A 15,429-nucleotide genomic window follows, 5' to 3' on the forward strand; every position below is an offset into this window, starting at 1 on the left:
ATCCGTCAGGAGGAATGGAATGAGTAAATTTATAGTTGTAGCCATTGGCGGTAATTCATTGGTGAAAGACAATGGCCGCGATTCTATAGAGGATCAGTCTGAGGCAGTACGTGAAATTGCTGTCAATATCGCTGATCTGGTGCAAGCAGGCAACGATGTGGTGGTTACTCACGGCAACGGTCCACAGGTTGGATTCGAGCTGAGACGAAGCGAGGTGGCTTCGGAAGTCACTGGAATGGATGTTACTCCGCTGGTCAATTGCGTGGCGGGCACGCAAGGGGGCATAGGCTATTTAATTCAGCAGGCCTTAACAAATGAATTCATTCATCGCAGATTAGACAAAAAGGTTGCCACAGTCATTACTCAGGTCGAGGTTAGCAAAAATGATCCGAATTTTCAGTCTCCCTCGAAACCAGTGGGCTCCTTCTTCACGCTTGAGCAAGCAGAGGAGATGAAGCGTGCCAAGCCAGATTGGGTCATCATTGAGGATTCAGGTCGAGGTTACCGCCGTGTTGTTCCATCGCCTAAGCCGATTGATATCGTTGAAAAAGACGTCATTAAATCACTCATTGAGACGGGTTATGTGGTAATCGCTGTTGGCGGAGGCGGGATTCCTGTGATCAAAACCGAAAATAATACCTACGAAGGTATCGATGCGGTCATTGACAAAGACTTTGCTACAAGTCTGCTGGCCGAACAGATCGATGCAGAATCTCTTATCATTACAACAGGAGTTCCTCAGGTATGTGTGAATTTCGGTACGCCTGAGCAGAAGGCTCTTGAAGAAGTTACAGCGGCAGAAATGTTGGTATATGCGGAGCAGGGTCATTTTCCTGCTGGCAGTATGCAGCCTAAAATTGAAGCAAGTCTTAGCTTTTTGAAAAAAGAGGGACGCAGAGTTATCATTACCAATCCGGAAAATATGAAAGCTGCGATGAGCCAACAGGCTGGCACACATATTGTAAATTAATAAGATCTAATTTATCTCATCATTTCATGGAGACCGCCACTGATCTAAATCAGGGCGGTTTTTTGACATATTCATGAATTGTTATCTAACTGTTGCTTTCAGATGGCCATATTCTGGTGAATAAAAGGAAGATAAGAGGTAAAACTATGTCCACTATAGAGAAAAAAATACATTAAAATGCGGGGGTAAAAGATGATATCGAATAAAGGAACAACACAACGTTTTACCAGGGCTACAATTCTTTGTTGTATTTGTGCATGTACGGTATTGCTAAGTGGATGCACTAAAGCAGCGGATGAGACTCAAGTGCCTACTCCAACAGCTCAAGTAGAAACCGCAGCACCTTCTGCAGAAGCTACTACACCTGTACCTACGAATAACGCAACAGAACAACCTCTAACATCTGCGTCACCCGGCTCAAATACTGGGAAACTTCCAGAGGGGGTTAGCGTTCAGAGAGTTATCAAGGAGGTTTCGTTAAAAGATAACTATCATAAAAAGGTTGAGCTGCTAACTGACGGAGGCAAGCGGGTCACCATTACAGATCCGAATCAAAAGATTGTTTTGCAGCAGATTGAATATGACGGAAGGATCACTGCGGTTAAGGGTAAACAGGTTACCGTTCAAGTGGAGGGCGGTAAAGAGCAAACCTTAACGATTCCTGATCATATAGTCATTGAAGATGAAGACAAGCTCGGATTGAATAATGGCGTTGAAATCGAGTGGACGGTAAATGCAGATGGACAAATCGAAAGTGTGGAATTGGACGATTAAAAATTTACCGAGGTGAGCTGGATGAAATTTCTAATCGTACTTGGTAGTATTCTTGTTCCCATTGTTATGCTGATGTTACAGGGGAAATCGATAAAGTGGCGTATGGTTTTTAATGTTGTTTCGGTCTTAAGTGCGATTATCTTTGGAAATATTTCCGCCTTGGCGATTTACGAGATATTAAGAGATCGCGCTGTGTTTATGACCTCGATCCATGCGATATTTTTGAATCCAATGTTTCTTATTACCGGAGCCTATCTTGGCGTATATTTAATTTATCGGTTGATGATAATTTCGTATGATGAGGTTTATATGTGATAGGTAGAATACAAATAGGGATGTTCCCTGATGAACTGCACCCCGTCAAGTAGACAGCAAAAAAAATAAAAGTAGTTTAAGCGGCCTTAGTCCTAAATTCAATGGGACTGAGGCCGTTTAGTTTTGCCTGTAACCGTTCGTTATTGTAAAAATGAATGTAGGTATCAATATCTGTTTGGAGTTCTTCAAAGGTCTGGTAGGAATGTAAGTAGTACTTCTCACATTTCAATGTTCCCCAGAAGGATTCCATCGGCGAATTGTCAATGCAGCAGCCTACTCGGGACATGCTTTGCTTCAGTTCTGCATCGTCCAGCATCTTTTTAAAATGCAGAGAGGTATACTGAAAACCACGGTCGCTATGGAGTAAGGTTCGGTTCTCCGGTGCTGCCTTCAAAGCTAATTCCAGTGTGTTAAAAACTAGCGAATTATTATTGGAATGACCCAGAACGTAAGCAACAATCGACTTGTCATACAGATCTTTTATTGCACTTAAATACGCCTTCTTGCCGTTTCCGTATTTGAATTCCGTTACATCCGTTACCCATTTTTGGTTTGGAGCTTCAGCCTCAAAATTACGGTTCAGCACATTCTCTGCAACCTGCTGAGGCGTGGAGCCTACATACTTCTTTTTCTTTCTGCGGATGACTGACTGGATGCCTTGGCATTTCATCAGCCGGTACACTCGCTTTGCGTTAATAGATTTATCCATTTGTCTGCGCAAATGCAGGGTCAATTGGCGATACCCAAAGGTTCGCTCCACCTTCTCATACAAGAGGAGCATAGCCTCTGTCAGTTTCTCGTTGTCAGCCTCTCGAGAACTGGGTTTGCGATTCAACCATTTGTAATAACTTGACCGTGAAATCCCTGCGATGTCACACAAAAGCCGAATGGAGCAAGACTGTTCCTGCTGAACGGCCTGAATGGCCAGGTAAATGTTCACCTGGCGAATGGTCCTTAACGTCTCCTCCTTTCGAGTTCCTCTAACTTTTTTAGAAAAGCATTCTCCGCACGCAGGCGTGCATTCTCGTATTCCAGTTTTTGCATCGCGAGTTTGTGGCGATCTGCTTCCGTAAGTTCTTCAGGCGCTTTAGTGCGTCCTCTACCGTCTCGTAACGCCTCTTCACCACCAGCTTCGTACTTCTTTACCCAGCTATATACTTGTTGGTAAGACACGTGAAAATGGCTTGCCGTCTTCGCATAGTCTTCTCTGTTCGAAAGGCAGTACAGCACGATATTTATCCGTTCCTGCCAAGTGGTTACGCGTCCTTTGGTCATAGCTTTAGTTCCTCCTGAATGAGCTGTTAAGCTGTTGCTATGACCATTATACTTCCTAATCCAGTTGGCAAGTTGGGTTGAACTTGCAATCTTATACTTGCAGATGATTTGGTTTTGCGACAATCCTCCCTCGAGATAGTCCTTAACGGCATGGAGTTTAAGTTCTGCAGAATATGTACGATTGTAGCTTCGGACTTCCAGCCCTTCGTATCCATACAATTGATAACGTTGCCGCCACTTCACTAATGAGTTTTTGGATATTCCATACTTCCGGGCCGCAGTTTTCAAACCAATGTCGCCCCGTTCAATTTCTTGGAGAATCGTTAACTTTTCCAGTGCTGTAAACTTCTTTTGTTCCATAAAAATGCTCCCCATACAGCGACAGGTTTTTATTATTTCACCTGTCTACTATATGGGGAGCATATCATGAAGGGACACCCCTATTTGTGTTGTTAACAGGACCGATGCTTAAGAGGACTTTCCTACAACGTTTGTTCCGCTCTTCGTGATCTTGTAGGTGATAATATCCCCATTCCAGAAGTGGAACTTCAGGATAACCTCGCCGTCTTTAACATCTTTAAAGAACGCGGGAAGCAGCTTGATTTCTTTAGTGTTATAAGAAGGTGAGAAGGTATTGCCGAATTCCTTAAATGGAGTCCAGTCCTGCGGACCTGCATTGCCACCAGCGGTATATACAGCTTCCATTGTGGCAAGCTGGTTACCATTAAAGGTGGTCGGAATGGCAAAGGATTCAGTCGTGCCTTTTGCATCGCTTAATTTAGCTGTGTCATACACAATGACCTTAAGTCTCCACGCAACACCCTTGTTGAATTTCAGAGTCAGCACGGCATTTTCACCGTATTTTTGGGAAGCTGTGAGCTTTTTGAGTTGGGTGGCTTTGAGGGTGAGCTCCTCACCATTTAAGGTGTAATCTTTACCTTTGGTCAGATACTTTCCGTTGGCACTAATGGTGGTTAGCTTATTGCCGTTCAGGTTTAGCTTAACCTTGGTATCTTTGATTTGTGCACCTTTTTTTAGGTAGACCAAATCGCTTTCGGTGCTGGAGGAACGCTCCTTCAGACCAGACATTAATACATTGTGGAGTTCAGGATCAGACCACTTATAAGTTTTACGGTTGAAATGCTGCCCGTTATCCCAGAGCATGGAAGTCATTTTCTTTTCTTTCAAATAATAAGTCAGATACTCAAAGAATTTAAGCTTCTCGCCCTGTTCAATCACACCCGTGTCTTTATCGAACCCGAGTAAACCAAATTCACCGACGATGACAGGGATGCCTTTAGCTACAAATGTATTGTAAACGTTATCAAAAGTTTGAGTGATATCGTTTTTTGTATCTTTTTCAAATGTGGTGTAGCCGGCAATGTTCACACTAAAAGGCCAGAAGCCATAGAAGTGAACGGTCGCAATAATATTTGGATCGTTCAGAGCCGTAATCGTCTTATAGAGATGATCCATTCTTGTTTGCGTAGGTGAAGACTCTAATGAAGGTAATACAAGTGGGCGGAGGTCGTTTTTCCCACCGGATTTCCGCACGATTTGATAGAAAGAGTTATTAAGTTCAGTAAGCATTTGCTCCATTTTTGCTTCGTCTGTGCTTCCACCATCGGTGAACCGAGGCTCATTTATGCTCTCGAACATCAGCTTATCGGATTTGTCCTTGAAGCGATCGGCAATTTGAGTCCAGGCTGCATTATAACGTGCCAGCGTTTCATCGTGTTTTTCTTCCATATGGCTTACCCATAGCCAGGAATCATGATGGACATTAATCATGACATAAAGCTTGGCGTCCAGTGCCCAGCCGACAACTTCTTCCACACGGTCGAGGTAGGCCTTTTCTAGGGTATAGTCTGGTGCCGCACCCATGTGAGTATCCCAGGTCACAGGAATCCGAATGCTTTTATAGCCTTGAGCGGCGATCTTTTTAATAAGTTCTTGGGTCACACGTGGATTGCCCCAGGAGGTTTCATCCTCACCTGTAGCATCTAAAGTATTGCCGAGGTTCCATCCGGGCTGCATTTCGTCTACATAGGATTGGATCTTACTCTTTGGCGCTGCCTTAGCTTGTTGCTCGTCCTTAGTTGCAGCTGCGGCCATGGATGAGAACAGAGAGAGCAGAAGAGCGGTGACAAGTGTCAATGATAAGAAGGATTTCTGGATTCGCGTAGTCATTGAATTCTCCTTTGTGAGATAAATTTAGGATGCTTGGACCTGGCTTTGACGCTGTACTTGGTGGTTAAATGAACGCAAACACCTCCAGTGTTATTTTTGTAAACGCTTTCTTGATATACCCTAACATAGAATACACTTAGCGAGTACCTTACTAATTTGTGGTAAATTCATATAAGAATTAGTGATTTAAATTAATTTACCCCACAGTTGGATAAAGAAATTATTTGAATAACCCTACTCGTAGAAATTGGTTATTCAATAGGATTATCTCTAGCTGCCCGTTATACAAAAAAGAAATATAACATGACAAAAGCATATATATTAGATATGATGAAGCATGAAAATTTAAAATTAGAAATAGGTGCCAACTATGAATGTTGCGGAAGTACAATCATAGATTGGTTAAATGGAAAGCGGGTGTGAATCCCGCGCGGTCCCGCCGCTGTGAAAGAGGAGTCCTTGCAAAATGCCACTGGGAAACTGGGAAGGCAGCAAGGGTGATGATACTTGAGCCAGAATATCTGCCTTTTTCTGTTACACCATCAAACTCTACGATCGATAGAGAGGTGCTTGAATAGTGTTTGCCAGCTATTACTGTGGTTCACTATCTTAACCTCTTGACGTTTATGTTGAGTGGTTTTTTTGTGGTTATGAGAAAGTTTATTCTGTTTTTTATCATAGGTATGAAGGGAAGGGTTATGGAAAAATGAAGAAAAATAAGTTTTTAGCGTGGTTACTTATTGTAGCTGTATTTATTACGACATTCTCTACAAGTGTAATCCCGGCTCAAGCAGATGGAGCAAGCTCTACCCTTAAAGGGTATGTATCTGTATCCGTAGAGAAATTCACCTTAGGCCAAGGGTATATTAAGGAACCTATTAAAGTTCCGATTTATGAAGGCGATAATGGCGCATCTTTAATAACACGTGCGCTAGGTGATGGGAATTATAGATATTTAGGAAATATAGATAGTGGTTTTTATTTATCAGAAGTTAAAGATAGTGGCAGAAGCGAAGTCAATATTCCACAATATATTTTAGATATGATTTCAGCCGATGGGAATACAGTCAGCACTAAAGCAGACCCCGAGTGGTTAAGTCAGTTTGACTACACCTCCATGTCGGGTTGGATGTATGCAGTAAATAATGTGTTTCCTCCGTTTGGGATGACCGATTATAAGCCTCAAGACGGTGACATCATTCGAACTCAGTTCACCACTTATGGCTATGGTTCTGATCTTGGCGGCTGGGGGGAAATCCCAGTTCAACTTGCCAATAAGGATGCTTTAACTGCGGAAATCGCCGAGATTAACAGTGCCCCTAATAAAGAAACTATTTTGGACAGACCAGTAGTGCAATCGGCAGTTTATGAAGCCTATTCCGTGCTCGAAAACATGGCAAGCTCTCAAATAAGTGTAGATCATGCGCTTGTCGGTCTTAATAATGCATTAGACATAGAACCCCCTGTTATTACAGTAAGTGGCATACAAGATAAACAGGAAGTATCCAATAAAGAAATAAGCTTCAAAGTAGCTGTCACAGACAATGTATATAGTGACATTACTCCAGAAGTGAAGCTGAATGGAGTTACTTTATCACCTGCAAATGGGGAGTATAAAGCTACTCTGAATTCAGGCAGTAATGCAATTACTGTAACGGCTCTTGACGGAGCTGGAAACAAAACAAATGTAACTTATCAGGTTACTTACAAACTGGAAACTTCAGTTGCCGTCAAACAACAGTTAGATAAAAACCTTGCTTATATTTTAAATACTGTAAAGAATCCAACGTTTGGAACAGGCAGCGGAGAATGGTCGATCCTTTCTCTGGCCCGGGCGAACTATACAGTACCTAACGGTTATTACGATCTTTATTACAACAATGTAGCAACGAAAATAGCATCAATCATTAAAGAGGATGGAAAACTCGACGCCAATAAAAGCACAGAGAATTCCAGAGCAATATTAGGACTTACCTCTATCGGAAAAGATATCACAAATGTTGCGGGATATGATCTGAGAAAAGCACTCGCTGATTATCAATATATCCAAAAGCAAGGCAATAATGGTCCGATTTTTGCTCTGATTGCGCTAGATAGCCATAACTATGAGATTCCTGTAGTTGATGGAGTTACAGAACAGACCACAAGAGAAAAACTAGTTCAGTACATTTTAGATAAAGAGGTTAAAAAAGGTACAGCAGAAGCTGGTGGCTGGGCATTAGGCGTAACCAAAGCCGATGTCGATATGACTGCGATGGCGATGCAAGCTCTTGCACCTTATTATGCAACCCGTGATGATGTAAAAGCTGCCGTGGATCGGGCCATCCAATGGCTGTCCGATAACCAAAACAATCAAGGCGGATTTACAAGCTGGGGAAGCACTAGCAGCGAGAGTATCTCGCAGGTAATTGTAGCCTTAACTGGTGTAGGCGTAGATCCGCACACTGACGCTAGATTTGTTAAAAGTGGAAATTCGCTTATTGATGCATTACTTAGCTTTGCTGCACCTGAGGGTGGATTTAAGCATATCCTCACAGGCAAAGTAGACAATATGGCAACGGACCAAGGTACGTATGCACTTGTGTCCTATGATCGTCTGATCAATCATAGCAACCGTCTCTTTGATATGAATGATGTGAAACTGGAACAACCAGAAGAACCGGGGCCTGGGCAACCAGAGGGTCCGAAAGAACTTCCGTTACCTTCTGGGGAGAACCCGAAAGTTGAAATCCCAAATGACGCTAATGATTATATCGTTCCGATCAGCACTGGAGATAGCAACAAAGAAATCACAGTAGCTATTTCGGAAGAAAATCAATCGAAGGTTAGTGTCAATTTACCAAGTAACAGCGACCTTCCTCAGATAGAGGCCATAAAAGGTAACGTATCTGTAGTCATTCCTAAGGGTGCAAAAGTTACAAGTGGGGATGCCTCTGCGATTGAACTGATTTCAGCTTTAACCGGTGCAGAATCTGCACTAAAAGATAGTGTGAATCAGATTATTCCTGGGGACAAGAAGCTTGATAACATTCTTCAAGCATTTTCCATGGGTGGTAGTGCAAGAGTAGAATTCAGTCAATTTATTACGTTAACCTTTAAGGACCTTAAAGGAAAAGAAGCTGCTTATATTCAAAATGGCACCCCTCATGCCATTCAAAAATTTGCAAGTGATGACTTAGGTTTTGCAAGCGGTAAGTCTGAGTATGCCTATGATAGTGGAAATGACTTAATTGTAAAAACCAATCACTTCACTGACTACATTGCGTATGCTTCCAGTGCAGTACAAACACCTGGCGGCGACGGTGGTAATGGTAATGGCGACGGTGGTAGCGGAAATGGTGAAGGAAATGGCGGCAACAATGGTGGCAACAATGGTGGCGAAACCACTCCATCGAAACCATATGTAACCCTGTCCGTGGATAAGCTTACAATTAATAAGGGATATGTTGTTCCATCTGTACAGGTAGAGCTCCAATCTGGTGACACGGTGTGGTCTGTACTAAAAAGAACATTAGATAGCCGCGGTATCGAATATCGAGATTCTTGGAGCGGTAAATATGGAAGTGTGTATGTAGAATCGATCGCAGGCGATGGAGAATTTGACCATGGCAGCGGCAGTGGATGGATGTATAATGTGAATGGAGTCTATCCTGATTATGGTGCATCTTCATATAAACTAAGTGCCGGGGAAAGAATTCAGTGGCGTTATACTACGAATTTGGGTGTGGATCTAAATGCACCGATACCAACTACAAGCCCTACTCCAACCCCAACGCCTAAGCCTGGTGCTACTCCTGCTCCTGGTGGGGGAGCTAATCCGGAAGCCGGCGTTGATCCAAATGTGAGTCCATCTCCAACAGTGACTCCTAAGGATCCTAACCAGACAAATGATATTAAACAACTGTATACAGATGCTGATAAGATCTCTTCCTGGGCTTATTCAGCGATTGAAACAGCTACAGTAAAAGGATATATCCAAGGTAATAATGGTCAGGTGAATCCGAAAGCTTATATCACAAGAGCGGAGTTCACTAAGATTCTGGTTTCTGCATTAGAACTTGATATTAAGAGTGATAAAGGTATTACCTATAAGGATGTCGCTCTAGGTGATTGGTTCTATCCATATGTGAATGCTGCGCATAAGGCAGGTCTAATCACAGGCTTTAATAATGAATTTAAGCCAAATGACAAGATTACTCGTGAGCAGATGGCAGCAATTATCGTCAGAGCATTGGCCATCCCGGCGACGAAGCCAGGAACAGCGATTAAAGATATCAACACCGTATCGGCATGGGCCAAAGCAGATGTAGAGACCGTTGTTGCGACTGGTTTGATGTTAGGTGATGATAATCAATTTAAACCTAAAGAGCTTGTAACTAGAGAAATGGCGGCTGTTGTAGCTACTAGAACCCATGATTATAAGAGTGGGAACAAAGTGGTTAGTCCGACTATTCAGAATAAAGCAGTTAGTTCTTATATTCAGAACACAGCTGCCTTTTTGCAAAAAACAGTAACAAACCCGGTTATCTCCTCGGTTGGCGGGGACTGGACAGTGTTCGGGCTGGCACGTTCAGGCGTGAAGGTTCCAGATAGTTATTACACTAAGTACTACGCGAATGTAGAAGCAACTCTTAAAGAAAAAGCTGGGAAGCTGCATAGCGTAAAATATACGGAATATGATAGAGTTATTTTGGCATTAACTTCAATCAACAAAAATATTGATAAAGTGGCGGGTTATAACCTACTGGAACCGCTCGCGGATTTTGATACTGTAATTAAGCAAGGTATTAATGGACCTGTGTTTGCTCTCATTGCACTGGACAGTAATCATTACGACATTCCAGTGGTTAAGGGTGTAAAGACGCAGACGACTAGAGAGCTGCTCATTGATTATATTTTGGGCAGAGAGATCAGCGGCGGTGGATGGGCACTAGGCAGTAATGCTACAGCGGCTGATCCAGATATCACGGGGATGGTCATTCAAGGCTTAACGCCTTATTACAAAACCAACGCCAAAGTAACAGCTGCTGTGGACCGGGGGATTGCTTGGTTATCCAAAACACAGACTGCAGACGGTGGTTTTGCAAGCTGGGAATCTACAAATTCCGAAAGCATCGCTCAGGTGATTGTAGCTTTAACTGGCCTTGGTATTGACCCGCATAAGGATTCCAGATTTATCAAAAATGGACATTCCGCAGTAGACGCATTGCTTAGTTTTGCTGCACCTGAAGGTGGCTTTTATCACGTGAAGCAGGGTGGAGTAGGCAATGGAGGCGCGCAACCAGGAGAAGTAGATCTTATGGCTACGGATCAGGCGATGTATGCACTGGTTTCCTATGATCGGCTCGTTAATGGCCAGACACGTCTTTATGATATGACAGACGTCAAATAGAATTTTATTTAGAGAGATAAGCAGGGGTAGCGTGTATACCCTTGCTTATTATTTAAGGTGGGACTAGAGAAATGAACAAGAAGAAATGGTTAACCGCGATACTAATCATAGGTGTATTGGCTATTGCCTTCTTTTGGGGCGGGGATTACCAGAAGAGCCCAAACAAGGTCGCAAGTAGTAGCATTGAGACACAGGTTATAGAGCCAGAGAACACTGCTTCCGCAACAAATGATGATGTTGAACCCACTGAGGCCATCGCTACCGAGACAACAGAGATAACACCGTCAGCTACGCCAAGTGAAACAGCTAAGCCCATTGAAACCCTAAAACCAAATGAATCGGCAACACCAACGGAAGCTGTAACACCAACAGGAACTGCAGCACCAACAGAAGTTGTAACACCGGTCGCAACAACAAAACCTGCTGCAACGAAGCAACCGACCGCAACGCCGAAAGCGGCTAAAACGTCCGTGCCGGAAACGAAAGCGACGGCAAAACCCGTAACAAAACCTGATTCAAAAGTAGCGACAACAGAAACCAAGCAGGAACCGAAAAAGGATAAATTTCTTACCGATCCAGTGCCAAGCGGGAAACCTAAACCAGTGGAATGGCAAGATGCAACGGTAGATAAGAAGAAGCAATTAACGGCTACCTTGTCCGTCTCAGCGGCAACAATTTTAGATAACATGGATATTTTTAATCAGGATAAGCTTGAAGTATTGCCGGCAGATGGTATCATTTATAAAGCGCAGAAGGTAACCTTTTATGAAGGTGAGTCTGTGTTTGATGTTTTACTAAGAGAAATGAAAAAGAATAAAATCCATATGGAATTTAGCATGACGCCGATCTATAACAGTAATTATATTGAAGGTATAAATAATCTGTATGAATTCGATGCTGGAGAGCTTAGTGGATGGATGTACAAAGTAAATGGCTGGTTCCCTAACTACGGCAGTAGCCGTTATGTTCTCAAAGATGGAGATGTCATTGATTGGGTATACACTTGTGATCTAGGTCGAGATGTGGGTGGTTATGTAGCCACAGGAGGAGCTCAGAAATAATGAAGGATAGCTTTTCTGCCTTTCATCCGTTTGTGAATTTTCTATATTTTGTTGTTGTATTGCTGTTTAGCATGGTGTTCATGCATCCTATATTTCAAGTGATTGCCCTTATTAGTGCTGTAGCCTACTCAATTATGTTAAAAGGAAAAAAGGGCATCCGATTTAATCTGCTTTACATGATTCCTTTTCTGCTGTTTATGGCAGTGATGAATCCTGTTTTTAATCACCAAGGGGTAACGATCTTGTTCTATTTAAACAACGGGAACCCTATTACGAAAGAATCGATTCTTTATGGCGTGGCAGCGGCGTGTATGTTTGTGACGGTAATTATTTGGTTCTCCTGTTATAACGTCGTGATGACCTCGGATAAGTTTATTTATATATTCGGAAAAATACTGCCGGCACTGTCGTTGATTTTTTCGATGGTGCTTCGTTTTGTTCCTAGATATTTAGCGCAAATCAAGGTGATTTCGAATGCTCAAAAATGTATAGGCCGGGATGTCTCACAGGGAAATCTCCTCGCGCGTGCGCGGAATGGCATTACGATCCTCTCCATTATGACCACCTGGGCTTTGGAAAATGCGATTGAGACAGCGGATTCCATGAGATCGAGAGGGTATGGATTGCCGGGCCGTACAAGCTTTTCTATCTTTCGGTTAGATGCCCGAGACAAAGTAGCCCTCTTGATCATGACAGGCTTAATTGCGCTGGTAGCCGTAGGGGCAGTGATGGGTGAGAACACCATGAGATTCTATCCGTCGATTAAAGCGAGCGCAATTACGCCTTTTAGTATTCTTATATATATCGCTTATTTTGCGTTATGTATGATCCCAGTGCTCATCAATATGGTGGAGGCAATGAAATGGAAATCTATCGAATCGAAGAACTAAGCTTTACTTTTCCTGAACAAGAGCAAGCGGCTCTTTCGAATATTAATCTTACGATTGAAAGTGGAGACTTCATTACTATTTGTGGAAAGTCAGGCTGTGGCAAAAGCACTCTGCTTAGACAACTGAAAACAATTCTAACCCCACATGGCAGTCGCCAAGGGGCAATTTATTATAAGGGTCAACCTGTAGAGGAGATTGATCAAAGAACGCAGGCAGCGGAAATTGGTTATGTACTCCAAAGTCCGGACAATCAAATAGTGACAGATAAAGTATGGCATGAGCTTGCCTTTGGGCTGGAGAGCTTGGGGTATGATCATTCTACTATTCGTCTGCGTGTGGCGGAAATGGCCAGTTTTTTTGGGATCCAGACCTGGTTTCATAAAAGTGTGACTGAGTTATCAGGCGGCCAGAAGCAGCTGCTTAACTTAGCCTCCATAATGGCTATGCATCCCTCGGTTCTAATCCTCGATGAGCCTACCTCCCAGCTAGATCCTATTGCGGCTTCCGATTTTCTGGAGACGGTCAAAAAAATAAATCGTGAGCTGGGAACAACCGTGATCATGACCGAGCATCGTCTAGAGGATGTTCTTCCGCTTACAGATCGGTTGATTGTGCTGAATGAGGGAGTTGTGATCGCCGATGATACCCCGCAAAAGGTGGGCGAGGCTTTAAGTAAGCTGAACCATCCGATGTTTCTGTCCATGCCCTCACCGATGCAGATTGTTGCAGGAGTAGATCATGACTTAGCGTGGCCTGTGACTGTGAAGGAAGGGCGCCAATGGTTGGATGCTTTTCTAAAGGGTAAGACTCCTGCAACGATGGCAGAAACTCAGCCTAGCACGAAAGAGGCCGGCCCTGTAGTCATAAAGTTTAAGGACGTATGGTTTAAATATGATAAAAATGGACCGGATATCATTAAAGATTTGTCGTTTGAAGTGAAGCAAGGGCAATTTTATTGTATTGTTGGCGGGAATGGAACAGGGAAGACATCGACGCTGTCGCTGATGAGCGGGATCCTTCAGCCTTACAGAGGGAAAGTTCTAATCGGCGGGAGCAACCCTGCGAAGATGAATGCCAAAGCGTTGTTTACTAACAATCTGGGCATCCTCCCGCAAAATCCGCAAACCTTATTTGTGAAAAAAACAGTCGAGCTAGATTTATATGAAATGTTATCCCAGCTCTCTTTGACGAAGGAAGAAAAAACCGCCAGAGTTGAAGCTGTGGTAAAGTTCGCAGAACTGGAACATCTCCTCTCCATGCATCCGTATGATCTCAGCGGGGGAGAACAACAGCGTGCAGCGTTGGCGAAGGTGCTTTTGTTAGAACCGAAGATTCTGCTGTTGGATGAACCGACCAAAGGACTGGATGGACCCTTCAAAGAGAAGCTAGCCGTATTCCTGCAAAAGCTCAATGCCGAAGGCGTTACTATTGTAATGGTCTCGCATGATGTTGAATTTTGTGCCAAATACGCTGAGGTCTGCGCCATGTTTTTTGATGGAAGTATCATCACTACGAATGAAGCACAGAAGTTTTTTGCGGGAAACAGCTTCTATACAACGGCCGCCAACCGTATGGCGCGTCATGTATGGAATGAGGGAGTAACGATAGAGGGTGTGATTGATTTATGTCAAAGAAGCAGATAACGGATCGTCGTTTGAGTCATCGAACTTTATTAGCGGCACTACTAATCCTCATAGTCATTCCAGCTACGATTTTATTAGGCATCTTTGTGCTAAATGATCGGAAGTATTATTTTATCAGTCTATTAATTGTTATCTATACGATGATTCCTTTTGCGATGGTATTCGAGAACCGGAAGCCGCAGGCGAGGGAGCTGATCGTTATAGCGGTGTTAGCAGCCATTGCCGTGGCGGGACGCACAGCCTTTTTTATGTTGCCGCAGTTTAAGCCAGTGGTTGCTATTGTCATCATCGCAGGGGTAAGCTTGGGTGCGGAGGCAGGGTTTCTGGTTGGCGCTGTTGCAGGCTTTGTCTCGAATTTCTTCTTTGGGCAGGGGCCTTGGACGCCTTGGCAAATGTTTTGTTTTGGCATCATTGGCTTCCTGGCGGGCATTTTCTTCAAGAAGGGTCTGCTTAAAAAGAATATGCTGTCGCTGTGTATATTCGGAGGCTTAGCGACGTTTTTCGTATACGGAGGCATTATCAATATAGGCTCGCTGATGATGTTCACTTCAGAGTTCTCATGGCCGGCTTTAATGACCACTTATATTTCAGGTTTTTGGTTTGATATGGTGCATGCGATCTCGACGGTGGTGTTTTTGTTTTTTATTGCTAATCCTATGATTGAGAAGTTGGATCGGATAAAAACGAAATATGGGTTGATTGAGCCTTAGGTTCTTGGTGTTAGCTTTTGGACGTTGTGCGCTGTGGGCTTTTTACGCTGGCGGACGCTCCGCTTTTCCACAATCAGTCCGTTCTCTCCGCTGCTATCAGCGCGAATTCCAAAACACCAACACACAAACACAAATACAAACTAAAGGCTCAACGCCTCCCGCTTCGGTTTTTACCGGAAGGGGAAGGGGAACTAGTGGCTACGAATCAA

At 43.5% G+C, this 15,429-nt stretch carries 10 protein-coding genes and 1 riboswitch; of the genes, 8 read left to right on the plus strand and 2 right to left on the minus strand.

Going from position 1 to position 15,429, the window contains the following annotated elements; genetic code table 11:
• Positions 1-19 precede the first annotated feature (19 nt).
• The 3 genes from arcC (at position 20) to MHH89_RS25995 (ending at position 2,059) form a co-directional block, all read left to right on the plus strand.
• The gene (gene arcC / locus MHH89_RS25985) at positions 20-970 is read left to right on the plus strand and encodes a carbamate kinase (RefSeq protein ID WP_076105343.1); all 951 of its coding nucleotides are present in this window, start codon (positions 20-22) and stop codon (positions 968-970) included.
• Positions 971-1,162: 192 nt separating this feature from the next.
• Complete coding sequence (locus MHH89_RS25990; protein WP_076128618.1) at positions 1,163-1,744, plus strand: hypothetical protein; 582 nt, start codon at positions 1,163-1,165, stop codon at positions 1,742-1,744.
• A 21-nt stretch (positions 1,745-1,765) separates the two neighbouring features.
• Positions 1,766-2,059: a transposase gene (locus tag MHH89_RS25995; RefSeq protein ID WP_076128620.1), complete on the plus strand. Its 294-nt coding sequence runs from the start codon at positions 1,766-1,768 to the stop codon at positions 2,057-2,059.
• 76 nt (positions 2,060-2,135) lie between these two features.
• Here MHH89_RS25995 and MHH89_RS26000 read toward each other — a convergent pair.
• Positions 2,136-3,694 (minus strand): IS3 family transposase gene (locus tag MHH89_RS26000; protein WP_341088512.1). Its coding sequence is split into 2 segments (ribosomal slippage): positions 2,136-3,061 and positions 3,061-3,694, totalling 1,560 coding nucleotides; the frame shifts between segments, so codons are not numbered across the junction.
• A 108-nt stretch (positions 3,695-3,802) separates the two neighbouring features.
• Positions 3,803-5,524: a cellulase family glycosylhydrolase gene (locus tag MHH89_RS26005; protein ID WP_339189601.1), complete on the minus strand. Its 1,722-nt coding sequence runs from the start codon at positions 5,522-5,524 to the stop codon at positions 3,803-3,805.
• 342 nt (positions 5,525-5,866) lie between these two features.
• A riboswitch (cobalamin riboswitch) is annotated at positions 5,867-6,067 on the plus strand.
• Positions 6,068-6,230: 163 nt separating this feature from the next.
• Between MHH89_RS26005 and MHH89_RS26010 the strand changes: the two genes are divergently transcribed.
• The 5 genes from MHH89_RS26010 (at position 6,231) to MHH89_RS26030 (ending at position 15,220) form a co-directional block, all read left to right on the plus strand.
• Positions 6,231-10,916: an S-layer homology domain-containing protein gene (locus MHH89_RS26010; RefSeq protein ID WP_341088515.1), complete on the plus strand. Its 4,686-nt coding sequence runs from the start codon at positions 6,231-6,233 to the stop codon at positions 10,914-10,916.
• Between the two features lie 71 nt (positions 10,917-10,987).
• Complete coding sequence (locus MHH89_RS26015) at positions 10,988-11,977, plus strand: DUF4430 domain-containing protein (protein WP_248549446.1); 990 nt, start codon at positions 10,988-10,990, stop codon at positions 11,975-11,977.
• A complete protein-coding gene (locus tag MHH89_RS26020; RefSeq protein ID WP_081387201.1) occupies positions 11,977-12,867 on the plus strand; it encodes an energy-coupling factor transporter transmembrane component T in 891 nt (296 codons plus the stop codon). The genes MHH89_RS26015 and MHH89_RS26020 overlap by 1 nt, the downstream gene beginning before the upstream one ends.
• A complete protein-coding gene (locus MHH89_RS26025; RefSeq protein WP_248549447.1) occupies positions 12,840-14,510 on the plus strand; it encodes an ABC transporter ATP-binding protein in 1,671 nt (556 codons plus the stop codon). The genes MHH89_RS26020 and MHH89_RS26025 overlap by 28 nt, the downstream gene beginning before the upstream one ends.
• Positions 14,492-15,220, plus strand: a complete 729-nt coding sequence (locus MHH89_RS26030) for an ECF transporter S component (RefSeq protein WP_341088516.1) — start codon at positions 14,492-14,494, stop codon at positions 15,218-15,220. The genes MHH89_RS26025 and MHH89_RS26030 overlap by 19 nt, the downstream gene beginning before the upstream one ends.
• The last annotated feature ends 209 nt before the right edge of the window (positions 15,221-15,429 follow it).

The organism is Paenibacillus sp. FSL H7-0323 (genome assembly GCF_038002725.1).
Taxonomy (GTDB): domain Bacteria; phylum Bacillota; class Bacilli; order Paenibacillales; family Paenibacillaceae; genus Paenibacillus_AQ; species Paenibacillus_AQ odorifer.